This window comes from Paenibacillus cisolokensis (assembly GCF_018403665.1).
Classification (GTDB): Bacteria; Bacillota; Bacilli; order Paenibacillales; family Paenibacillaceae; genus Paenibacillus_AH; species Paenibacillus_AH cisolokensis.
Map to the genome: position 1 here is coordinate 15,174 of NZ_BOVJ01000098.1, position 23,839 is coordinate 39,012.

General features: G+C 58.5%; 19 protein-coding genes. 18 read left to right on the forward strand and 1 reads right to left on the reverse strand.

The features are described from left to right. Nucleotides 1-105: 105 nt before the first annotated feature. From PACILC2_RS13850 to PACILC2_RS13865, 5 genes are read left to right on the forward strand one after another with little or no spacing between them, the layout of a single operon-like run. Nucleotides 106-843, forward strand: coding sequence for an ABC transporter ATP-binding protein (locus PACILC2_RS13850; protein WP_213529172.1), 738 nt, complete (start codon nt 106-108; stop codon nt 841-843). Then, nucleotides 809-1,870 carry an efflux RND transporter periplasmic adaptor subunit gene (locus PACILC2_RS13855; RefSeq protein WP_244863502.1) on the forward strand — a complete coding sequence of 354 codons (1,062 nt, stop codon included), beginning with the start codon at nt 809-811 and terminating at the stop codon, nt 1,868-1,870. The genes PACILC2_RS13850 and PACILC2_RS13855 overlap by 35 nt, the downstream gene beginning before the upstream one ends. A 48-nt stretch (nt 1,871-1,918) precedes the next feature. Next, a complete protein-coding gene (locus tag PACILC2_RS26930; RefSeq protein WP_244863503.1) occupies nt 1,919-3,304 on the forward strand; it encodes an ABC transporter permease in 1,386 nt (461 codons plus the stop codon). After that, the gene (locus PACILC2_RS26935) at nt 3,264-4,799 is read left to right on the forward strand and encodes an ABC transporter permease (protein ID WP_244863504.1); all 1,536 of its coding nucleotides are present in this window, start codon (nt 3,264-3,266) and stop codon (nt 4,797-4,799) included. Before PACILC2_RS26930 ends, PACILC2_RS26935 begins: the two co-directional genes overlap by 41 nt. A 3-nt stretch (nt 4,800-4,802) precedes the next feature. Next, complete coding sequence (locus PACILC2_RS13865; protein ID WP_213529173.1) at nt 4,803-5,693, forward strand: ABC transporter ATP-binding protein; 891 nt, start codon at nt 4,803-4,805, stop codon at nt 5,691-5,693. A gap of 112 nt (nt 5,694-5,805) precedes the next feature. On the opposite strand, the gene PACILC2_RS13870 is transcribed toward PACILC2_RS13865, so the two are convergent. Beyond that, nucleotides 5,806-6,564: a response regulator transcription factor gene (locus tag PACILC2_RS13870; protein ID WP_213529174.1), complete on the reverse strand. Its 759-nt coding sequence runs from the start codon at nt 6,562-6,564 to the stop codon at nt 5,806-5,808. 262 nt (nt 6,565-6,826) lie between these two features. On the opposite strand from PACILC2_RS13870, the gene PACILC2_RS13875 reads away from it, so the two are divergent. From PACILC2_RS13875 to PACILC2_RS13930, 13 genes are all read left to right on the forward strand, one after another. Next, complete coding sequence (locus PACILC2_RS13875) at nt 6,827-8,209, forward strand: ABC transporter substrate-binding protein (protein ID WP_213529175.1); 1,383 nt, start codon at nt 6,827-6,829, stop codon at nt 8,207-8,209. A 123-nt stretch (nt 8,210-8,332) separates the two neighbouring features. Continuing rightward, complete coding sequence (locus PACILC2_RS13880; protein WP_372447129.1) at nt 8,333-11,209, forward strand: extracellular solute-binding protein; 2,877 nt, start codon at nt 8,333-8,335, stop codon at nt 11,207-11,209. Between the two features lie 6 nt (nt 11,210-11,215). Continuing rightward, nucleotides 11,216-12,172, forward strand: coding sequence for a carbohydrate ABC transporter permease (locus PACILC2_RS13885; RefSeq protein WP_213529177.1), 957 nt, complete (start codon nt 11,216-11,218; stop codon nt 12,170-12,172). A gap of 8 nt (nt 12,173-12,180) precedes the next feature. Next, the gene (locus PACILC2_RS13890) at nt 12,181-13,050 is read left to right on the forward strand and encodes a carbohydrate ABC transporter permease (protein WP_372447130.1); all 870 of its coding nucleotides are present in this window, start codon (nt 12,181-12,183) and stop codon (nt 13,048-13,050) included. Between the two features lie 16 nt (nt 13,051-13,066). Further along, entirely contained in the window at nt 13,067-14,542 is a 1,476-nt protein-coding gene (locus tag PACILC2_RS13895) for an NHL repeat-containing protein (protein ID WP_213529179.1), read from the forward strand. Next, a complete protein-coding gene (locus PACILC2_RS13900) occupies nt 14,514-15,149 on the forward strand; it encodes a Yip1 family protein (RefSeq protein ID WP_213529180.1) in 636 nt (211 codons plus the stop codon). The genes PACILC2_RS13895 and PACILC2_RS13900 overlap by 29 nt, the downstream gene beginning before the upstream one ends. A 16-nt stretch (nt 15,150-15,165) precedes the next feature. Then, entirely contained in the window at nt 15,166-15,303 is a 138-nt protein-coding gene (locus PACILC2_RS28720) for an META domain-containing protein (RefSeq protein ID WP_307860585.1), read from the forward strand. A 32-nt stretch (nt 15,304-15,335) separates the two neighbouring features. Next, nucleotides 15,336-17,714 carry a DUF5696 domain-containing protein gene (locus PACILC2_RS13905; RefSeq protein WP_307860586.1) on the forward strand — a complete coding sequence of 793 codons (2,379 nt, stop codon included), beginning with the start codon at nt 15,336-15,338 and terminating at the stop codon, nt 17,712-17,714. A 20-nt stretch (nt 17,715-17,734) separates the two neighbouring features. Further along, nucleotides 17,735-18,625, forward strand: a complete 891-nt coding sequence (locus PACILC2_RS13910; protein WP_372447131.1) for a carbohydrate ABC transporter permease — start codon at nt 17,735-17,737, stop codon at nt 18,623-18,625. An 18-nt stretch (nt 18,626-18,643) separates the two neighbouring features. Further along, nucleotides 18,644-19,633: a carbohydrate ABC transporter permease gene (locus PACILC2_RS13915; protein ID WP_213529182.1), complete on the forward strand. Its 990-nt coding sequence runs from the start codon at nt 18,644-18,646 to the stop codon at nt 19,631-19,633. 95 nt (nt 19,634-19,728) lie between these two features. Then, a complete protein-coding gene (locus PACILC2_RS13920; protein WP_244863505.1) occupies nt 19,729-21,087 on the forward strand; it encodes a glycoside hydrolase family 10 protein in 1,359 nt (452 codons plus the stop codon). A 125-nt stretch (nt 21,088-21,212) separates the two neighbouring features. Continuing rightward, nucleotides 21,213-22,238 (forward strand): endo-1,4-beta-xylanase, encoded by a 1,026-nt coding sequence (locus tag PACILC2_RS13925; RefSeq protein WP_213529183.1) that lies wholly within the window; start codon nt 21,213-21,215, stop codon nt 22,236-22,238. A 3-nt stretch (nt 22,239-22,241) separates the two neighbouring features. Continuing rightward, nucleotides 22,242-23,762 carry a glycoside hydrolase family 43 protein gene (locus PACILC2_RS13930; protein ID WP_213529184.1) on the forward strand — a complete coding sequence of 507 codons (1,521 nt, stop codon included), beginning with the start codon at nt 22,242-22,244 and terminating at the stop codon, nt 23,760-23,762. The last annotated feature ends 77 nt before the right edge of the window (nt 23,763-23,839 follow it).

Here is a 23,839-nt window from a genome sequence, read left to right on the forward strand (position 1 = left end):
ATACACCGGCATCGACAGGTACTGCTCGCGGAACAGAAACGCTAAAATGGCAGGAGTAAAGCGACTTGGAGAGCTGACGGACCACAGTTTGGGGAGGGAGATCCGGTGTCCGAACGGGAAGAGCGGCAGGAGACCGCAAGCGGAGGGCTACTTCTGGAAGCGGCCGGCGTGGGGCGCGTCTTCGGCAGTGGAAACGCGGCCGTCACGGCGCTGAAGGACATCCGTCTCGGCGTTCAACAAGGAACGATTACGGCGTTAAAGGGACGGTCAGGCTCCGGCAAGACGACACTGCTCAATATTCTAAGCTCGCTGGACGAGCCGAACGAGGGCCGGGTGTTCTTCCGGGGACGGGACATCACCGGGTTGACGGCGAAGGCGCGGGACGCCTTGCGGCGCAAGGAGATCGGCCTGGTGTTCCAATCGTTCGGCTTAATCCCGCTGATGTCCGCTTACGAGAATGTGGAATTCGGCCTGCGCATTGCAGGCACGCCGACAAGCGGCAACCGCGGCGCCGCGGAGCGCGCGCTGGAGCGCGTCGGCATGAGGGAGCGGATGAAGCATCGGCCGTCGGAGCTGTCCGGCGGAGAGCAGCAACGCGTCGCGATCGCGCGGGCGATCGCGCACGAGCCGGAGCTCCTGATCGCGGACGAGCCGACCGCAGAGCTCGACACGAAGATGGGCTTGCAGGTCATGCGCGTCTTCCGGGATTTGGTGACCCGTACCGGCATGACGATCGTCATGACGACGCACGATCCCGGATTGATGGAACTTGTCGACCATGTGATCGAATTGGAGGATGGGAGAATTGTTGCACAGACGACCCGAGAACATTCACTTGTCTAACCGGAACCGCCGCCGAATGCCGGCGGCCTTGACCGCGATTCTGGCCGCTTCGCTCGCTATCGCCGGCTGCTCGCTTCTTCCCGTCGAGGAGGAGCCGCTTCAGCCGCCGCTTGTCGAACCGGCGCAGGAGCAATTGGACATCGTCGAGGTCGGACGCAGCGACATCCAGACGTTTCTGAAAGGTACGGCGAACTTCGTCTCCTCCACGGTTGAACCCCTCTCCTTCAAGGAATCCGGCGGCAGAATCAAATCGATCAACGTCATGCTCGGCGAAGAAGTGGAAGCCGGCGATCTGCTCGCGGAGCTGGAGACGGGCGATCTTGCGCATCAGATCGATATGCAGCGGCTTAGCGTCGAGCGAGCGCAATTGCTCTATAAGCAGGCCGAGAGCAGCGGCGCGAACGAGATCGATTTGCGGCTGCGGGAGATCGACCTGGAGCGGGAGCTGAAGTCGCTTAAGGCGATGGAGGACCGCCTCGGCCAAGCGCGGCTGGTTGCGCCGATCCCGGGCGTCGTCATCTTCGTGCAGACGCTTAATACGGGCGATTCCGTCGGCGCGTATCAGCCGATCGTCACGGTCGCGGACCCGAGCCGCGTGCAGCTGACGTACGTCGCCTCGGAATCGAGGGAGTTGAACGGGCTGGAAGTCGGCATGCCCGTCGCCTTGAAGTACAAAGGGAAGGAATATGCCGGCAAGGTGCTGCAGACGCCTTCCAGCACGCCGCTCGGGGCCGACCCGGCGAAGGCCGAGCGGAACGCGGTCACGATCGTGCTCGGCATCGACAATCCGCCGCCGGACGTTCAGATCGGGCATAGCGCGGAGATGACGATCCCGCTTCAGAGCCGGAAGAACGTGATCGTGCTGCCGCGATCGGCCATCCGATCCTACATGGGCCGCAATTACGTGCAGATCGTGGAAGGCGAGCGGCGCAAGGAAGTCGACATCGAGGTTGGACTGACGACGCCGACCGAGGTCGAGATCGTGAAGGGACTCGAGGAAGGCCAGAAGGTCGTGCTGAACAACTGACGTCAGCGATGAAGCCCGGCCGGCCGGGCGCAAGGATGGGGTGAAGGTATGGCCTTATGGACGATGATTCTCCGCAAGATGGCGAAGAACAAGTGGCTGCAGTTGAACCTATGGTTCGGTCTTACGCTGTGCGTTGCCCTGTTCAGCTCCATGCCGCTGTACTCCCAGGCCGTCTTGCAGCGGACGTTGCTCAAGGAACTGCAGTCGGTGCAGAACCGCGAGTCGGTGTACCCGGGGTTCGTACGTATCAGCACGACCGTCTCCGCCCAGACGATGGACGAGAAGACGAAGAGACGGATCGGCCAAGCGGACAACTTCGTCAAGCTGATTCCCGAGCGGATGGGGCTGGACGCTCTGTCTTTCTACCGGCAGCGGTTCACGCAGAACTTGGAGATATACGGCGCGGACGCGTCGGAGCAGGAGATCCGCGCGCAGAACACGACAGGCGCGTTCAAGACGCTGTCCGATATAGAGAAGCGCGTCCGGCTGGTCGACGGCCGCATGCCCGCCGACCGAACGGACGGCGTCTTCGAGGCGCTCGTGACGCAGAAGTTCCTGCTCGCGGCGAAGCGGGATCTCGGGGAGGTGCTTATCGCGCAATCGCCGCAGGACGAGCGGATCCGCTTCCGCGTCTTGCCGGTCGGCATCATCGATACGGCGCCGACCGCCGACCGCTTTCTGCCGTATATCGCCGACGAGATGAGCGACGGCTTCCTGATTCCGTTCGAACAGTTCGAGCGCGAGTTCACGCAAGGCGGCAAGCTGACGGTATCCGGTCTGGAATGGCGATACGCCCTGAACTACGAGCGGCTCTCCGTCGACGACGTCGACAAGTTCATTCAGGCGGACCGGGACATCCGCCGCTACTTCCGCGGCCGGCTCGGCGTGGACGAAGTCAATATACCGGCGACCCGGACGGTCGCGGCTTTCTTGGGCAAGCAGGAGAAGCTCGACGTCATGATGCTCTCGCTATACTCGCCGGTGATGTTAATGCTGGTGTTCTATCTGTACATGGCGGCCAACCTGATCATCGAGCGGCAGAAGACGGAGATCGCCGTCCTGCGGAGCCGCGGCGCAAGCCGATTGCAAATTATGGCGGCCTATACGATCGAGAGTCTGATGCTCGGCATCGGCGCCTTGGCGGCAGGTCCGTTCCTGGGAATCGCCTTTACGAAGGTGCTCGGCGCTTCGAACGGCTTCTTGTCGTTCGTTCAGCGGTCGGCGCTCGAGGTTGCGCTGTCAAGCAGCGTCTACAAGGTTGCGGTGTGCGCCGTGGCCGGCGCGATCCTGCTGATCTTGATTCCGGCTTTCCTGGCGACTCGGGTCAGCATCGTGGGGCACAAGCAGCAGCGGCGGCGCGCGCGTCCGCATGTCGTTCTGGCACAAGGCCGGCTTGGACTTGGTCCTCGTCGTCATCGCCGTCTATCTGCTTAACAATTTCGCGAAGCGGCAAGAGGACCTGAAGCGTCTCGCGCTCGATTCCGACGCCCTCCAGGTGGACCCGCTGCTGTTCCTGATGCCCGCGGTGTTCGCCCTGGGGGCCGGGCTGCTCGCCCTGCGCGTCTACCCGTGGTTTATTCGTCTCGTCTATCGGGCCGGGCGCCGCTGGTGGCCGCCGGCGCTCTACCATACGCTGGTTCAGATCAGCCGTTCGTCCGGGCAGTACTTGACGATCAAGGTGTTCTTGATCTTGACGGTATCGACCGGCTTGTTCAGCGCGAACAGCGCCCGCACGATCAACGACAATATGGAGAGCAAGATCCGCTATGCCGCCGGGGCCGATATCGCGCTCATGACGCGCTGGGAGAACGATGCGCCGCCTTCGACCGGATTCGGTCCTCCGCAGCCGCAATCGGAAGCCGTATTCGCGGAATCGAGGCGGATCCAGTACAGCGAGCCGCCATATCGGCCCTTCGAGGAGCTCCAAGGGGTCGAGGCGCTCGCGAAAGTATTCCGCAAGGAGGAAGCGCAGTTCGTCGAGCCGAAGAGCGGCGCGTCCGGCAGAACGACGCTGATCGGCATCGACACGAAAGATTTCGGGTTGACGGCATGGATGAAGGACGGACTGCTCGATTATCCGATCAACGGATACTTGAACTTGATCGCCCCCAATCCGCAGGCGGTGCTGATCTCCCGCTCGCTCGCCGAAGCGGCGAAGGTCAAGCCGGGTGATTCGATCCGCATCTATTGGGAAGGGCTGGACCAGGCGCCGTTCACGGTATACGGCGTGATCGATTATTGGCCGACCTGGAATCCGCTGCCGAGCGGCGAAGCGGGCGAGGGGCGCGACGGACGGCCACAACAGCCGCATCTGATCGTCGGACACCTTGGCGCGATTCAGAACCGTCTCGCGCTCGAGCCGTACGAGGTGTGGATGAAGCTGAAGGACGGCGTGGCCAGCCGGCAGATCTATGAACAGCTCGCGGAACGGCACATTCCGGTCGTCAGCCTCCGCGACACGAATGCGGAACTGATCGCGTCCAAGAACGATCCGTTCCGACTCGCGATCAACGGTGTCATGACGCTCGGCTTCGTCATCTCGATGCTGATCAGCTTCTTCGGCTTCCTGCTCTTCTGGGCGCTGACGTTGTCGGGCCGTACGCTCCAGTACGGCGTGCTGCGGGCGATGGGCATTCCGTTCGCCCAGATCGTCGGCATTCTGGTCAGCGAGCAGCTGCTCACCTCCGGCGCAGCCGTCTTCATCGGCGTGTTGACCGGCAACTTGACCAGCGACCTGTTCGTCCCGCTGTTCGAGATGTCGTTCGCGACGACGGAGCAGGTGCCGCCGTTCGAGATCGTAAGTCGGCTCAGCGATTATGTTCAGCTTTACGCAATCGTCGGGTTCACGCTGACGATCGGCCTGTCGATCCTCGGCTATCGCTTATCGCGTATCCGGATCGCGCAGGCGCTGAAGCTGGGAGAGGAGTAGACCTTGATTCGATGCGAAGGGCTCGTGAAAATTTACAAGATGGCGGATCTGGAGGTCGTCGCCTTGCAGGGTCTCGATCTGCAAGTCGAGGCGGGCGAACTGACGGCCATTATCGGCAATTCCGGCAGCGGCAAGTCGACGCTGCTCAATATGCTGGGCGGGCTCGACAAGCCTTCCGCCGGCAAGTTGTTCGTGGACGGCAAGGACTTGCTGGCGTTCGGCGAGCGCGATCTCGTCCGGTACAAGCGGGAATCGGTCGGCTTTGTCTGGCAGAATAACGCGCGCAACTTGATCCCGTACCTGACCGCGCTCGAGAACGTCGAGCTGCCGATTCTGTTGCGCGGGCGGCGGCGAAGGGCCCGCGCGGTCGAGCTGCTGGAAGCGGTCGGTCTCGGCCACCGGCTCAAGAACCGGCTGAGCGAGCTCTCCGGCGGGGAACAGCAGCGCGTTGCGATTGCGATTGCGCTTGCGAACGAGCCGCGCCTGCTGCTGGCCGACGAGCCGACCGGCTCATTGGATACGAAGACGTCCGGCCAAGTGCTGGATCTGTTCCGGTCGCTCAACCGGACGAGCGGCATTACGATCGTAATCGTCACTCATGACCCGCAGCTCGCTCGCAAGGTCGACCGGGTCGTGCAGATCCGCGACGGCAAGACGTCCGCAGAGATGATCCGCCCCGCATCCTATACGGAGGAGCTTGCGCAGCTGGAAGCGGAGGATGCGGGGCGGCGCGAGCAAGCGAGTCATGTCGAGTATGCGGTCGTCGACAAGGCGGGCCGCTTGCAAATTCCGGCCGGCTATCTCGATGCGGAGGGATTCAAGGACAGCAACAAGGTGCGGGTGGAGATGGAGAACGGCCGCATCGTGCTCTATCCGCCGGACGAGCGAAGCTAAGGGGCGTCCCGCAGTCATCGCGGATGACGAAGGAGGCCCCGCAAACGTTTAACCATGTCGAAAGGGCCGGACAGGAGTACGTTCCTGTCCGGCCCTTTCCTCAAACCGCTGCTTAGGCCGTGAACGAGATCATCTTTCGATATTCGTTCGCGCTTACCCCCGTGTACGCCTTGAATTTCTTGTAGAACCAGTCCATCTCGGAGTAACCGACTTCGTTCGCGATTTCGTACACTTTCATGTCGGTATGCTCGAGCAAGTATTTCGCGCGTTCCATGCGCTGCCGCAGCAAATATTCGTTGAAGGTCATCTTCTCGTGAATTTTGAACTTCTGCCCCAGGTACGAGCAATTGAAATGAAGGATGTTGGAGATTTCCTTCAGGGTGATGTTCTGATGCAGCGCCACGTCTACATACTCTTTCACTTTCTCGATGATGCTGAGCGAAGCGGAGGGCAATGCACCAAGAGCGGACGGCGGCGATGGCAGCGCTTTCGAATCTGCGGCCCCTTCGATTGCCAGCCTGCGCTTGACCGACAACAAGCATGCCGTCAGCTCCTCCGCAGACACGGGGCTCGGCAGATAGTCGCTCACTTGGTAATAGATCGCTTTGCGGGCCAACTCGAAGTCGTTCTTGCCGCCCATGAGAACGATCGGCACGCGGCTGCCTTCCCGAATCCGGTCGCAGAGCTTCATGCCATACGACTCTGCGCCTTCCATATGGATCAAGACGAGGGTGTAGCGGTCGATTTCGGATATCGACATCGTCTCCACGGCATCGTCTTCCAGGACAAAGCCAAGTCGGTTCCAATCCAACAGTTCCCGGTTCTTCGCTCTCGTCTGCCGATTCGGATCGACAAGCAGAACTTTATGCACGATGGTTACCTCCTCTTGCATTCGCGGCGTTACTGATTACCTTTTCATTATGGAAAATGCGGAGGAAAATGAACAACGTGCATTTCTTAACATCCCTACCCGCTGTTTACTTCTTCGCGCCGGGAGCCGGCGAACCGCCGGTTCGCCGTTCGGACACCTATCATTTGACGGGTTCAACTACTAGTGATTGACAGGTTGTTACTTCCGACTTGTAAGCGCTACACTTTTCGGTGTAGTTCATCTCATAAGGGGGATTCAACGGATGCGGATTCGCAAAATGATGGTGCTGATGTGTGCGTTGATGCTTGTGCTTGCGGCATGCAACAGCGGTTCGAACGCCGGCGACGGGGCTGCGAACAACGATACAGGCGACAACGGAGCTGCGAACAACGGATCGGCGAACAACGGCGCCAACGCGGAGACAGGGGAAGAAGAAGCGACCGGGACGCCGGAAATGGACTTCGACCTTGGCGGGAAGAAGGTCAGAGTCGTCTCGTGGTGGGACATGACGCCGAATGAAGAAGACCCGGACGGGGCACAGATCGCGGAGAATCTGGCGGAGCTGGAAGCGAAGCACAACTTCAAGATGGAATTCATCGCGATCGATTACGGCGAGTATCAAGAGAAGGTGACCGCATCGCTGCTGGCCGGCGAGCCGATCGGCGAAATCGTCCGCCTGGGCAAGACGTATACGGTCCCGGCGCTTGTCAAGCAAGACCTGCTGTGGCCGATCGACGAGTATACGAAGAACGAGAAAGTGTTCAACCAGAAAATGACGAACGAGCTTTACACGTACGAAGGCAGAGGTTACGGCTTCACCAATGATCAGGCCAACTTGGTTCAGGGGGTATTCTACAATAGAACGCTGATGAACCAGCTCGGCATCAAACCGCTTCAAGAATATGTGAACGAAGACAACTGGAACTGGGAAACGTTCATTCAGGTCGCCAAGGAAGCGAACAAGGATACGAATAACGACGGCAAGCTCGATACATGGGGGCTTGCGAATTCTTCGCTGCTCGAACAAGCGCTGGCCTCTAATAATACAGGTCTGACGAAAGACAACAAGCAGAATTTGGACGCGCCTGCGACGCTGGAAGCGCTCAACTTCGTCTCCCGTATTGCGACAGAGCAAGTGGCGCGGCCGACGGAAGGCGGCGATTGGACGGAGCCGGGGCAATTTTTCCGCCAAGGCAATACGCTGATGCTCGCCGGCGCCATGTGGGAACTCGGCGGCATCAAGACGGATATGCCGGATTACGATATCGGTTTCGTTCCCTTGCCGAAAGGGCCTAGCGCGACCATGTACCACTCCTACGAGGGACTACTTCAAGCCTTGACGATTCCGAAGGCCATCCCGAACCCGGAACAGTTGATGTACATCTGGGAGAAAATGCACGACATCGAATCGATCAACGAATATCCGGGCCAATCGTCCTTCGAATCGACGTTCACGAGCGAAGACGACATCAATAACGCCAAGATGGTCCAGCCCAATCTGCTCGTGCTCGACCACCATACGTTCCCGAACTTGAAGTTCTACGATTTCCAAGGCGAACTGCTCAGCGGCGTTTCGGTATCGACGGTGGTCGAAAAGTATAAGTCGGTATTCCAGGCAGCGATTGACGAAGTGTACGGTTCGTAACCATCGATAATGCGTGCCGGCAGTCCCCATTTGTGACCCTACAATGGGGACTGCTATGATTTATAGGCTTGCCGCAGGAGGGGAGAAGACTTGACCATCAGAAAAAAGAAATACGTGACGGGCATGCTGGTACTAGCCGTATTTTTTTTGGCCGTTTGGGCGCTCTACCCTTCGCGTTCGACCGAGAGCGCCGTCGTCGAAGCGATGGCGGACTTCGTCGCCGTTACGGATGCTGCAGCGGAGGACGGGTACGACGATTACTTGAACCGGCATGCGAACGCGGAACGCCCGGGAGAGACGATCCGCATCGAAGGGGAGCACTATGCGGAACTCGACGGGGACGGCTTCGAAGTCGCGGACGGTTACGAAGGCTTGAAGGGCCGGGCGGTGTTGACGCCCGAATCGGGCACGATCAGTTGGAACGTCCGGGTCGGCAAGCCGGGCTTGTATAACGTCCGCATTCACTATTATCCCATGGAAGGGAAGAGCTCGGCCATCGAACGCGAATTCCGCATCGACCGGGAAGTGCCGTTCGAAGGCGCCGATCTCTTGTTGTTCGACCGTATATGGGACAATCTCCACGACGAGATCCGGCGGGACAACCGCGGCAACGATTTGCGCCCGCGGCAGGTCGAGAAGCCGTCTTGGCAGCTTGCGCCTTTCGCGGACGGCGAAGGCCGCTATGACGAGCCGTATTCGTTTTACTTCGAAAGCGGGGACCAGGTCGTTTCCCTGACGGCGCTCAGGGAACCGATGGCCATTGACTATATTGAGCTGTATCAGGAACCGGAATTGAAGTCGTACGATGAGTTGAAGCGGGAATACGAGGCGAACGGGATCGCGCCCGTCAAGGATCAATATTTGGTCATCCAGGCGGAAGACGCGGTCCGCAAGTCTTCTCCGACGCTGTATCCGGTATCCGATCGCTCCAGCCCGACGGTCGTCCCGTACCACGTCTCGAAGATCCGCGTGAACACGATCGGGGGACTGAACTGGAAGCTGCCCGGCCAGTGGATCGAATGGGAGTTCGAGGTGGAGGAAGACGGATTGTACCAAATCGCGCTGAAGCGCAAGCAGGATCAGCTGCGAGGCGTATACGCCACGCGCAATATTACGATTGACGGCCAGTATCCGTTCCGGGAAATGAAGCGGATGCGGTTCAATTTTGACATGGATTGGAAAGTGGACGTGCTGGGCGGCGAAGAACCCTATTTGTTTCACCTGACGAAGGGCAAACATCGCCTTCGGATGACGGTCTCGCTGGGCGAGCTTGCGCCGCTCATCCGGACGATCGAGTCGAGCGTCCTGCAACTGAACGAGATGTATCGGAAAATATTAATGATCACGTCGAATGCGCCGGATCCGTATCGGGATTATCAATTGGACAAACGGATTCCGGACATGATCGACGTCTTCCGGGAACAGGCCGAAACGATCCAAAGCGTGGCCGACTACCTGGAGCAATCGACGGGCGAACGGAGCGATAAAGTCGCCGTGCTGCACACGATGGTCCGCCAACTGAACGAGATGGCGGCGAAGCCGGAGACGGTGGCGGGCCGGCTGAACGCCTTCAAAGTCAACGTCGGCGGGCTCGGTACCTGGATACTGACCGTACGCGAACAGCCGCTCACGCTGGATTACTTGGTCGTCTCGTCGCCGGACCGCGAGCTTCCCAGAGCCGAGGCGACGCTGTTCGAAGAAGTGAAGCACGAGCTCGGCGCTTACATCGCTTCGTATACGGAAGATTACGACAGCATCGGCAGCACGGAGGAGAAGGGGCGTTCGGTGACCGTCTGGGTCACGACGGGCCGGGATCAGGCGCAAGTATTGAAAGCGCTCATCGACGATACGTTTACGCCCGAGTCGAACATCTCGGTCCATCTCCGCCTCGTGCCGGGGAACATTTTGCTGCCGGCCACGCTGGCCGGCGAAGGGCCGGACGTCGCCTTGCAAATCGGCGAAGACGTGCCCGTCAACTTCGCCATGCGCAGCGCCGCAGCCGATCTGACGGCATTTCCGGATTACGAGGAAGTCGCTTCGCGGTTCCGCGACAGCGCACTGGTTCCCTACAAATATAACGGCGGCGTGTACGCTTTGCCCGAGCAGCAGACGTTCCCGATGCTGTTCTACCGCAAGGACATCCTCGAGGAGCTGGAGCTTGCGCCGCCGAAGACGTGGCAGGACATTTACAACATGATTTCCGTCCTGCAGAAGCACAACATGGAGTTCTTCCTGCCGCTCGAATCGTCGGCGAACAACGTCACGCTGGTTCCGAATGCGACGTTCGCCATGCTGCTCTACCAGAACGGGGGCGAGTTCTACCGGGACGGCGGCAAGCGAAGCGCGCTCGATTCCGAGGTATCCATGGACGTATTCAAGCGATGGACGCAGTTCTATACGAACTATAAATTTCCGCTGCAAGCGGACTTCCCGAACCGGTTCCGGACGGGCGAAATGCCGATCGGCATTGCGGATTATACGACGTACAACATGCTGACGGTGCTGGCGCCGGAGATCAAGGGACTGTGGGACTTTACGGTCGTCCCGGGCACGGTGCGGGAGGACGGTTCCGTCAGCCATGAAGTCGCCAGTCACACGACCGCGGTTATGATGCTGGAAAATGCGGACGACAAGGAAGCGGCCTGGGCGTTCATGAAGTGGTGGACGGACAAAGATACGCAGATCGCTTACGGACGCGAAATGGAAGGTTTGATGGGCGAAGCGGCCCGTTACCCGACGGCCAATATCGAAGCGCTGGCGGAATTGCCCTGGCCGGTCAAAGACTACACCAATCTGGAAAGCCAGTGGCAGTGGGTACGGGGCATCCCGCAGGTGCCGGGCGGCTACTTTACCGGCAGACACCTGGACAATGCCTTCCGCCGCGTCGTCAACGGGAACGAGAATCCTCGCGAAGCGCTGTCGGATTACATCCTGTACATCGATGACGAGATCGAAATCAAGCGGAAAGAATTCAATCTTCTGAATGAGCCAGGGGGGTGAAAACCGATGAAAGCCGAAACACCCGGCCAGGTCGTACCCGGCGTTATCCAGGCGAAGAAAACGTACCGCCTGGCCTTTATCGCGCAAGAACTTCGCAAGAACAAGCATTATTACTTACTGATGAGCCCGTACATGCTGATCTTCTTCACGTTTACGGTCGTCCCGGTCGTCATCTCGCTCTTGCTCAGCTTTTTCTACTTCAACATGCTGGAGTTTCCGCGTTTCGTGGGCTGGCAGAATTATTCCCGCCTGTTCCTGAACGACGACGTCTTCATGATCGCCGTGAAGAACACGTTTATGTTCGCCGTCATAACCGGACCGATCAGCTATATCGCCTGTTTCCTGTTCGCCTGGATCATCAACGAATTGTCCCCGAAAGTCCGGGCGTTCATGACGCTGGTGTTCTACGCGCCGTCGATTTCCGGGAACGTCTTCTTCATCTGGCTGATCGTCTTCTCCGGCGACAGCTACGGTTATTTGAACGGTTTCCTGATGCGTTTCGGCTTCATTCTGGAGCCGATTCAATGGCTGACGGACGAGAAATATATTCTGAGCATCGTCATCATCGTCCAATTGTGGCTTAGTCTTGGCACCAGCTTTCTGGCCTTCATCGCCGGTCTGCAGACGATCGACAAGACGCTGATCGAAGCCGGGGCGGTGGACGGCATCAACAACCGGTGGCAAGAGCTCTGGTTCATCACGCTGCCTTCCATGCGGCCGCAGCTCATGTTCGGCGCCGTCATGCAGATTACCGGTTCGCTCGCGGTCGCCGATATCGCCACCGCGCTCGCCGGATTCCCGAGCGTCAACTACGCGGCGCACACGATTGTGACGCACTTGATGGACTTCGGTACGATCCGTTTCGAGATGGGCTATGCGTCCGCCATAGCGACGGTGCTCTTCCTGATTATGATCGGTACCAACAAGATCACGCAGAGATTGCTCCGAAAGGTCGGTGAGTGACGATGGCCATGCGAATGTTGGCGGCATTCCGGATGCAGCGCAAGCTGAACCGTTCTTTTACCGTCAGCTTCTTGCTGTTTGCGCTGCTTGCCGCTTTCGGCGCGTTCATGGCGCTGCCGCTCATCTACGCGGTCAGCAATGCGTTCAAGCCTCTCGACGAACTGTTTATTTTCCCGCCCCGGTTCCTTGTCAACAATCCGACTCTGGACAATTTCTTCGACTTGTTCGCCTTGATGGGGAACTCATGGGTACCGCTGTCGCGTTATATTGCCAATACGCTTCTGATTACAATTATCGGGACGGCCGGTCATATCTTGCTGGCGTCAGCGGCCGCCTATCCGCTGGCCAAGTATCGGTTCTGGGGGTCGCGCACGCTCTTCTCGATCGTCGTACTGTCCTTGATGTTCTCGGGACATGTCACCGCCATTCCGAACTACATGGTCATGTCCTGGCTGGGCTGGATCAATACGCACGCGTCGATCATCGTGCCTTCGCTCGCCTTCCCGCTCGGCCTGTTTCTGATGAAGCAGTTCATGGAGCAAATTCCGGACGCGCTGCTCGAAGCGGCCAAGATCGACGGGGCGAACGAGTATCGAATTTACTGGAGCATCGTCATGCCGAACGTCAAGCCCGCATGGCTGACGCTTATGATCTTGCAGTTTCCGGCGCTGTGGGGAACGGACGGGGGCAACTTCATCTACAGCGAAAACTTGAAGACGCTCCATTACGCATTGGGCCAAATATCGGCGGGCGGTATTGCCCGGGCAGGCGTCGGCGCCGCGGTCGCCCTGATCTTGATGATCGTTCCGATTACGCTCTTCATCATCTCCCAGAGCAGCGTCATTCAGACGATGGCGACTTCCGGGATGAAAGACTAGAAGGGAGCCATGCGCGATGTCCAACAAATTACGCCATGCGAGAATCCGCCTGCTCGCCGTGCTGAGTATGCTGCTGAGCGTCGGCGCAGGGGGGACGCTTGCCTATGCCGACGGCGGCTCCGAATCGTACAACTATTCGTTCTGGGGGGATACGGTCCCCGCCCCGGCCGCTTATGAGGCGACGGTATCGATCGCCGGCGAGGGCGCCGGCGCCGGGCCGTTCAAAGATCCTTCCGATCTGCACGTCACGCCGGACGGCCGTATCTACGTGCTGGATTCCGGCAATAACCGGATCGTCGTATTGAACCGGCAATTCAAGGAGGTCGAAACGATTGACGCGTTCGACAACGGGGGCTCCGAGGATGCGTTCCTGAACCCGCAAGGCCTCTTCGTGACGGAACAGGGCCAGATCCTGGTTGCCGATACGGGCAACAAACGCGTCGTTCACTTGGATCAGAACCGAAAGCTCGTCAAGATCGTCGATTCCCCCGAGTCCGAGCTCCTTCAGGCGGACTTCGACTTTCAACCGGTCCGGGTCGTCGTCGATAAAGCCCAGCGGCTCTACGTCATGGCAGTCGGCGTATTCGACGGGTTCATGGAATTTAACGCAAACGGCGAATTCACGACGTTTATCGGCGCGAACCGCGTCAGGGTCGATCCGGTCGAACTGTTCTGGAAGCGGTTCTCCACCCGCGCCCAGCGAAGCCGGATGGTCATGTTTACGCCTACGGAGTTTACGAATATGGACATTAACGAAGAAGGGTTCATCTACGCGACGAACGGGGACGCGTGGGGCGACACGATCAAGAAGCTGAACGCCCAAGGGAACGATATTTTACGGCGAACGGGCTACTTCAGCCCGCGCGGAGAAGTCCGGTACACGAACGAGGAGGGACCGTCCCGGCTGGTCGATATCGATGTCGCCGACAGCGAGATATATTCGGTGCTCGATGCCAAGCGGGGCCGGATCTACACGTACAACGGCGACGGGCATTTCATGTACGTCTTCGGCGGCCTGGGCAACCGGCTGGGCGAGTTCAACACGCCGGTTGCGATCGAGCGCGTCCGTGACGATTTCCTTGTCCTCGACAAGGCGCTCGGCGAGATTACGGTATTCCGGACGACGGAATACGGCCGAACGCTGAACGAAGCCGTTCGGGCCTACTATAGAGGCGACGAAGAGAAGGCGTTCGAACTGTTTCAGAAGACGATCAACATGAATGCGAATCTGGAATTCGCCTATGCGGGCATCGGCAAAGCGCTGCTCCGTCAAGGCGACTACGCCGAAGCGATGAAGTACTTTAAGCGGAGCATGGACCAGGCGAACTATTCGAAGGCGTTCCTGCTTTACCGCAAGGAAGTGCTGCGCGAATATTTCCCTTCGATCATGACCGGCATCGTCGTTCTGCTGGTCGTCGCGTTCGCATGGCGGAAGTACCGGAAAGCGAAAGGGGGAAAGCGAAATGTCTCCGTGGAGCAGCGAGTTGTTTAAGTATCCGTTCCATCTGATCGTGCGCCCGTACAACGGTTTCTGGGACCTGAAATACGAGCGGAGCCGGCGGGCCAATCTGATCGTCTCCTTCGCGGTCCTGATCCTCATGGTCGTCACCAACGTCATGAGCAGCCAGTACAGCGGGTTTCTGGTCAACCTGTACAATCCGCAGGACATGAACAGCCTGATGGAAATCGTGTACGTCGCCGTACCGGTCTTGTTCTGGTGCGTGGCCAATTGGTCGCTCACGACGCTGATGGACGGCGAAGGGAAGTTCGTCGAAATCTTCACGTCGACCTGTTTCGCGCTGATCCCGCTTATCGTCATCAATTTCCCGTGGATCTGGCTCAGCAACGTCATTTCCCTGCAGGAAACGTCGTTCTACTATTTCTCGAACAGCTTCGCGGCGCTCTGGTCCTTGTACTTGCTGTTCGTCGGCAATATGACGGTCCATCAATTTACGCCGGCCAAGACGATTGCGACCATGCTGCTGACGGTGGCGGCCATGGGTTTTATGGCGTTTCTGTGCCTGCTGTTCCTCAGCCTCGTACAGGAAATCGTCGCATTCGTCTCGACCATCTATCAAGAAATCGTGTTGAGGAACTAAGGAAGGAGGGGGAACGATGTCCATCGCAAGAAAATCGTTAGTTTCGTTCCTGCTCGCCGGCCTCCTGATCGCGGGCTGTTCCGACTCCGCCGTAACCAGTCCATCGCCGGAAGACGGGCAAGCTGCCCCCCGTTCGAACAGGGCGAAGCGCTGAAGGCTTCCTTCACGGATCCCGGCTTCCCCGGCATGAAAGGCATTGCCGAGAACGATCAGCTTCGCATGTTCGCGGACGAGCTAACGGGCGCCATCGCCGTGCTTCATAAGCGAAGCGGCCAAATTTGGCACAGCAATCCGCCCGAGCGAAGTTCGGATGGCGTGGCCTCAGGGATTAACAAAGATCTGTTGTCGGCACAACTGAAAATCGAATACTACAACAGCTTCGGCCAGTTGAATGCGGTGAACTCGTATACGGACAGCGTTCGGCACAAACAGATCAAGTTCCAGGCCATTCCGAACGGCGTCAGAGTGTCGTACCAGTTCGGCACGGACGAGAAAACGGCACAGGACCTGCCGAAGCTGCTGAGCGTCGAACGGTTCGAGGAACTGATCGGCAAGCTGGACAATACCGGACAGCGGGCGATCCGAATCTCCTATCGCCTTGACAAGGAGAAGAACGTCTACCAGCGCAGCGACGGCGTCTTGCAAGGCATCCAGCTGACGCGGGCGCTCAAGGCGTTCGAAGACGCCGGTTATACAGAGGAACTTCTTGCGGAAGACATGGCGGAACTGGGCTTCACGCAGGATAAGCCGGAGCCGACGATCTTCCTGACCTCGATCGAATATACGCTTGATGCCGGCAGCCTCGTCGTCAACGTCCCGGCTTCCGGCATCCGCTATCCCGACGAATATCCCGTCAGCGCGATCTCGCTTCTCAGCTTCTTCGGCGCAGGCGGTCCCGAAGACGAGGGTTCGCTCTTCGTGCCGGACGGATCGGGCGCGCTGATTCGCTTCAACAACGGCAAGACGAAATACCCGGCGTACCAGCAGTCGGTCTACGGGCAAGATTTGACGACGAACATGATCGAGAATGCGGTCAGGGAGCAGACGGTCAGGCTCCCGGTCTTCGGGATCATCAAGGAAGAAGGCGCATTCCTCGGCATTATCGAGAAGGGCGCTGCGGCGGCTACCATCAATGCGGACGTAAGCGGAAGGCTCAACAGTTACAACTACGTATACCCGAGCTTCACGGTCATCAACAAAGGGGATTTGACCTTGAATGCGGGCGGTCAAAAACGTTCCCTGCCGATGTTCCAGGAAGAACCGATGAAGACCGACTTCACTGTCCGTTACGTTTTCCTCGGCAGGGAGGACGCTTCCTACACGGGCATGGCGAAGTATTATCAGGAATACCTGATCGACCGGGGCGGACTGCCGCAGGCCGCAGATACGAGCGAACAGGAGGGATTGCCATTCTTCCTGCAATTGATTGGCAGCATCTCGAAGCAGCAACATTTCGTCGGAGTTCCGTATCGCAAGCTTGAACCGCTGACGACGTTCGAGCAGGCGGAAGCGATTGTGAACCGGATGATCGAGCGCGGCATCGGCAACATCAAACTTAAATATTCGGGATGGTTTAACGGCGGACTCGACCACAAAGTGCCGGGCAAGATCGCGGTCGACGAAGCGGTAGGCGGCGCTAAGGGGCTTCGGGACTTCATCGCGTTCGCCCGGGAGCAAGGCGTATCGTTCTATCCGGACGTGGCCCTTCTGACGGCGAACACGGCTGACGGCTTCAAGGAGACGAAGGAAGCGTCCCGCACGCTTCGGGACGTGCCGGCGGCAGTATATCCGCTCGATCTCGCATTGAACCGGCGCGACCGGGACAAATCGCCGTCGTTTGTCGTGTCGCCGAGGCTTGTGGCGCATTATACGGAAGCCATGTTGGACGATCTGCGCCCTTTCGAGACCGGCGGAATCTCGCTTCGCGATCTGGCCGATCAGTTGAACAGCGATTATCGCGAGCATAAGCAGATCGACCGCGCGGAGTCCGAAGGTATATCCGTCCAAGCGTTGAACAGGATTCGCGAAGCCGGCCTCTCCGTGATGGCCGACGGCGGGAACGCCTACGCGCTTCCGTTCGTGACGAATCTGACGGACGCGCCGATGGGAAGCAGCGGCTTCAAGATCGAAGACGAATCGATCCCGTTCTATCAGATGGTGATCCGCGGCTTCATCGACTATACGGGCGAGCCGTTCAACCTGTCTTCTTATACGAACGAGAAACAATATTTGCTGAAATGCCTGGAATACGGCGCAGGCGTCTACTTCGAGTGGATCTACGCACCGAACCATCAGGTGAAAGATACGGAATTCGACCACTTGTACGCCGTCAACTACGAGCTGTGGCTCGACAAGGCGGCGGGTCTGTACCGGGAAACGAACGAAGCGCTTAAAAACGTTCAGCATGCGCGCATCGCGGAGCACGAAAAGCTGGAAGAAGGCGTATATAAGACGGTCTACGAGAACGGTTTCTACGTCATCGTGAATTATAACGGCGAGCCGGTGTCCGTCGAAGGCAAGGCAATCGAAGCCGAGAGCTATTTAACGGGTGGTGAACTATCTTGAGATCCTTGGCCAAGCTCGGGATGAAACAGCGGACGTATGCGCAGCAGAAGTCGTTCTGGGGCTTCGTCTATGTCTTGCCGTGGCTGATCGGATTCATCTTCTTCTTCCTCATTCCGCTCGCGGCTTCCTTGCGCTACAGCTTAAGCGACATCGAGGCCAACGCAAGCGGTATGAACATCACGTTTATCGGATTCGCGAATTATGTGGAGGCGCTCACCGTCAATACGAGCTTCAACCGTACGTTGACGACAGCCATTTCGAACATGGTCGTTAACGTGCCGCTCATCGTCATCTTCAGCTTGTTCCTGGCCGTGCTGCTGAACCAGAAATTTATCGGAAGATCCGTCGCGCGTTCCATCTTCTTCTTGCCGGTCATCCTTGCGTCCGGCGTCATCGCCAATCTGGAGGCGGAAAGCCTGGTACAGGCGGTCGCCCAGCAAAATCCGGAGACAAGCGGATTCTTCCATACGTTCGGCTCCTTCGAATTACAGCGCATCATGCTGCAGTCGGGCGTGAACGAGAGCATCGTCGCGTACCTGACCGGCGCCGTCGACCGCATCTACGAGATCGTCAGCCAATCGGGCGTGCAAATTTTGATCTTCTTGGCGGGCATCCAGACGATCTCGCCGCAGCTATACGAGGCGTCCAAGATGGAAGGCGCGACCGGTTACGAAGCGTTCTGGAAAATTACGTTCCCGATGGTCAGCCCGCTTATTCTCGTCAACATCATCTATACAATTATCGACTCGTTCGCGATGAACGACATGACGGACCTTATTATCGCGACGGGCTTCAACAACTTCGACTTCGGGCTCAGCTCGGCGATGGCATGGCTTTATTTCATCAGCATCGTGGTCATCTTGGCGATCAGCACGTATTTCGTATCCAAGCGAGTGTTCTACCAAGAATAGAGGGAGCGTGAAGGCATCATGCTATTGAACCGATGGTTTACGGCGGAGAGCCGGAAGCAGCGATTAGCCCGATTCCTATCGCTGGAAAGCTGGAAACGGGGGATCTGGTCGATTGTCCGACTCGTGCTGATCGCGGGCTTATCGTTCATCATCTTGTATCCGATCCTGCAGAAAATCGCGACGGCGATCAAGGACAAAGCGGATCTTTATTCGCCAATCGTCGTCTGGGTGCCCGAGAACTATACGCTCTCCAACTTCCGATACGCCATGCAAATCATGGATTATTGGGAGACGTTGCTGAACACGTTCTCGCTGTCGGCCACGACGACGATACTGACCGCCGCTTCCTGCGCGCTGGCGGGCTATGCGTTCGCGCGGCTGAAATTTAAAGGGAGCGGCTTGCTGTTTGCAGGCGTCGTGCTCACCATTCTCGTGCCGCCGACAACGATACTGATCCCGATTTATATGAACCTCAAAGATTTTACGTTAATGGGACTGATTCCGCTTTTTACCGGCGGCAAGCCGGTCAATCTGCTAAACAGCTATTGGCCGTTCATCCTAACGTCGATTACGGCGAATTCGCTGAAGGCAGGACTGTACATTTTTATTTTCCGGCAGTTCTTCCGCGGAATTCCGAAGGAGGTCGAGGAAGCGGCGTACATCGACGGTGCGAGCGTCGGGACGACGTTCCTCCGCATCATGCTGCCGAACGCGATGCCGGCCATCATTACGGTGACGCTGTTCTCGTTCGTTTGGCAATGGAACGACAGCTTCTTCACGACCACGTATTTAACGTCGAGCAAAGTGATGTCGTTGATGCTGACTTCCTTGCCGTATAACTTGCGAATCATGGTCGTGGACGGCGTTGAGGTCGGAGACGATCCGTTCTACTTGAGCATGGTGCAAGATACCGGCATTCTGCTAGCGATTCTGCCGCTCATTATTATTTACTTGTTCGTACAGCGGTACTTCGTCGAGAGTATCGAGCGCACCGGCATCGTCGGGTAAGGCCGCTAGGGAATTTCTCGGTTAACCTCGACGTAACGGCTTTGCGATGCGGTCCATCGCCGCCTCAGCTCAAGAGAAGGGAGGCAGATCCTTTGTTGAATTCAAGTAGAGCTGGAAGGAATGCGATCCTGCTCGTCTTGGCCGCGCTTCTCGTCGCGATCGCCGCGTACTGGCTGGCGACGAGCGGCCCGGAATCGGCAGGCGGTGACGCGGACGGCGGTTCAGGCAAAGCGGCGGCCGCCGATGCGGGGACGATCGCGGCCGGCAACGAGACGGGACAACCCGCTGACGGGGGAGCGGATGCGGCAGGGCAAGATGAGGCGCCTGTGGCGGAAGCGTCCGCGGACGATCCCGTCGCAGCTGAAAAACCGCCGGTGCCTTCGGTCGAGGCGGACATCCCATCGCTTGCGGAAACGTACGCGGAATTCTTCCCGATCGGCGCGGCGGTCGAGCCGGGCCAGCTGGCGGGACTGAAGGCCGATCTGCTGAAGAAGCACGTCAACATGATCGTCGCGGAGAACGTCATGAAGCCGGACGCGATCCACCCGACCGAGGACAGCTACAATTGGACCAACGCGGACAAGATTGTGGAATTCGCCAAGACGAACGGGATGGCGGTACGCTTCCATGCGCTCGTCTGGCATAACCAGGTCGGGGCGTGGTTCTTCAAGGATCCCGACGGCAAACCGATGGTCGACGAGACCGATCCGGCGAAGCGCGAGACGAACAAGAAACTGCTCTTGGAGCGGCTCGACAAGCATGTCCGCACGATCGTCGGAAGGTACAAGGACGACATCAAGTCCTGGGACGTCGTGAACGAGGTCGTCGAACCCGGCGATCCGGACGGCATGCGAGCCAGCGACTGGTACAAGATCGCGGGGACCGACTACATTGAGACGGCGTTCCGCGCCGCGCGCGAAGCGGGCGGACCGGATGTCATGCTGTACATTAACGACTACGGTACGGACGATCCGCGGAAGCGGGACATCCTGTACGGCTTGGTCAAGGATATGCTCGACAAGGGCGTGCCGATCGACGGCGTCGGCCATCAGACACATATCAGCGTCCACGGTCCGCTCGTCGCCAACATCATTGAGTCAATGAAGAAGTTCGCCGAACTCGGCCTCGATAACCTGGTGACCGAGCTGGACATGAGCTTGTACGCCTGGAACGACCGCGGCGATTACGGCGATGACGTCCCCTCATATATCGTCAATCGGCAGGCGGAGCGGTACCGCGAGTTGTTCGACGCCTTCAAGGCTAACAAGGGCATCCTCGGCGGCGTCGTCTTCTGGGGGATCGCGGACGACCATACGTGGCTGCACAACTTCCCCGTGCAAGGACGCATGGACGCGCCGCTCCTGTTCGACAAGCAGCTGCACGCGAAGCCGGCGTTCTGGGCGGTCGTCGATCCGTCGAAGCTGGAGGAGATCGTCCGGAAGAGCGAAGAGTAACGGCTAATGCGAGCGGTGTCAACCTATAACTTAACGAGTGAGACAACAAGGCAATGCAATGCAATGTAAGCGTCATGATAGGGCTTGTTTCGCAAGACTGGTATAAAGGAAGGAGCTGAACAGGAATGACGGAATCGAATTTGCAAGCGCTGCCGAAGCTTCACGAAGCGTTCAAGGATCAATTCTTGATCGGCGCGGCTATCAATCCGATGACGATCGAGAAGCAGCGAGAACTGCTTGCCTATCATTACAACAGCGTGACGGCGGAGAACGAGATGAAGTTTGAAAGCCTGCATCCGGAAGAGGGGCGATACACGTTCGAGCGTGCGGATCGCATTGCGGCGTTCGCCAAGGCGCACGGAATGGGGCTTCGCGGTCATACGCTCGTCTGGCATAACCAGACGCCGGGTTGGGTGTTCGAAGGCAAGGACGGCGGCACGGCTGACCGGGATACGCTGCTCGCCAGGATGAAGTCGCATATCGATACGGTCGTGACCCGGTACAAGGGGGAGATCTACGCGTGGGACGTCGTCAACGAAGCGGTATCCGACAAAGAAGGGGAGCAGCTCCGGCCGTCGAAATGGCTCGACATCGCGGGCGAGGATTTCATCGCCAAGGCGTTCGAATATGCACATGCCGCAGATCCGGGGGCGCTTCTGTTCTATAACGACTACAACGAATCCGTGCCAGCGAAGCGTGAGAAAATTTATGCCTTGGTCAAGTCGCTAAAGGAGAAGGGCGTGCCGATACACGGCGTCGGGCTGCAGGCGCACTGGAACTTGGAGCATCCGTCGATCGACCATATACGCGAGGCAATCGAGCGCTACGCCAGCCTCGATGTGCGGCTGCATGTTACCGAGCTGGACGTCTCTGTTTTTCTGCACGACGACCGGCGCACCGACTTGAAGGAACCGACGGCTGCGATGCTGGAACGGCAAGCGGAACGATACGGACAGTTGTTCCGGCTGCTTGCCGAATACCGGCAGCATATCGATTCCGTAACGTTCTGGGGAGCGGCAGACGACTTTACGTGGCTGGACGGCTTCCCGGTGCGCGGACGAAAAAACTGGCCGTTCCTGTTCGATACGAACCACAAGCCCAAGCAGTCGTTCTGGAACGCCCTCGAGGCCGCGAAGACGGGGGCGCGATAAGCGATGGACAAGACGACGATTACGAGTCCGGTCATCTGGGCCGACGTGCCGGACGTCAGCGTTATCCGCGTCGGGACAACATTCTATATGGTCAGCACGAGCATGCATTCGATGCCGGGCTGTCCAATCATGAAGTCGGAAAACTTGAAGGACTGGGAACTTGTGAACTATGTCTTCGATACGCTAGAGGACAACGACGCGCACAATTTGCTCGACGGCAAAGGCATTTACGGCAAAGGCTCGTGGGCTGCCAGCCTGCGTTACCATAACGGAACGTATTATGTCGGTTTTTCGTGCAACGATATGAACCGATTCTACGTCTACCGAACGAACGACATCGAGAACGGGCGGTGGGAACGATCCGTTCTCGGCGGCCTTCACCATGACCCGGGCTTGCTGTTCGATGACGACGGTCGCGTCTACGTCTTCTACGGCAACGGCGATATCCGCATCGCGGAGCTGACGCCGGATGCGACGGCGCTGAAGCCGTGCGGCATCAATCGCTTGCTGTTCGAGACAGAGCGGGAAGGGATCGGTCTGCGCTGCGAAGGCTGCCATGCGTATAAACTGAACGGTTATTATTATTTGTTCTTCATCGAATGGCCGAATTCCGGCAACCGCCGCCGCCGACAGCTCGTCTATCGTTCGAAGGAATTGCTGGGACCGTACGAGCGCCGGATCGTGCTCGACGACGACATGGGCTACCTCAACAACGGCGTCGCGCAAGGCGGCATCGTCGACACGCCGGCGGGCGAATGGTATGCCGTTCTGTTCCAGGATCATGACGCCGTCGGCCGTATACCTTGCGTCGTGCCGGTTCGATGGGAGGACGATTGGCCGGTGTTCGGCGCGGAGGGCAAGGCACCGCGGGCGTTCGAAGCGTTGCTGCCGGACGCGGAACCGACACCGCTCGTCATTAGCGACGACTTCGACTATGCCGAGAACAAATTGGCGCTAAACTGGCAATGGAACCATAATCCCGACAACCGGCTGTGGTCGGTCACGGCGCGTCCGGGGCATCTGCGGCTGACGACGGGACGTCCGGCGCGCAGCGTTGAGTTCGCGCGCAACACGTTGACGCAGCGGACGGAAGGGCCGCGCTGCGCGGCGACGGCATCGATGGACGTCTCTCGCATGAAGCCGGGCGACCGAGCCGGCATGGTCGCGCTGCAACGTCATTTCGGCACCGTCGGCATGCAGGTAGACGAAGACGGCAGCCGTTACGTCGCGATGACCGCGGCAGCGGAAGACGGCGCCGAAGCAACGGTCGAGCGCATCCGATACGAGGGCGGCGCGATTTTCCTGAGGATCGCATTCGACTTCGAGAACAGCGCGGATCAGGCCGAGTTCTATTACTCCGCGGACGGCGAAAACTGGCATCCGATCGGCCGCCGGCTGCAGTTGAAATATACGTTGGATCACTTTATGGGCTGCCGGATCGGGTTGTACAACTATGCGACGAAGGAAGCCGGCGGATACGTCGACTTCGATCATTTCCGTTATTGCAAGCAGAGCGGTTCCTAAAACATGACGAGAAGAACGGCAGTCCGGCCTTATTCCGGCTGCCGTTTCCCGTGAGAAGCACAGGAGAGCGGCGAACG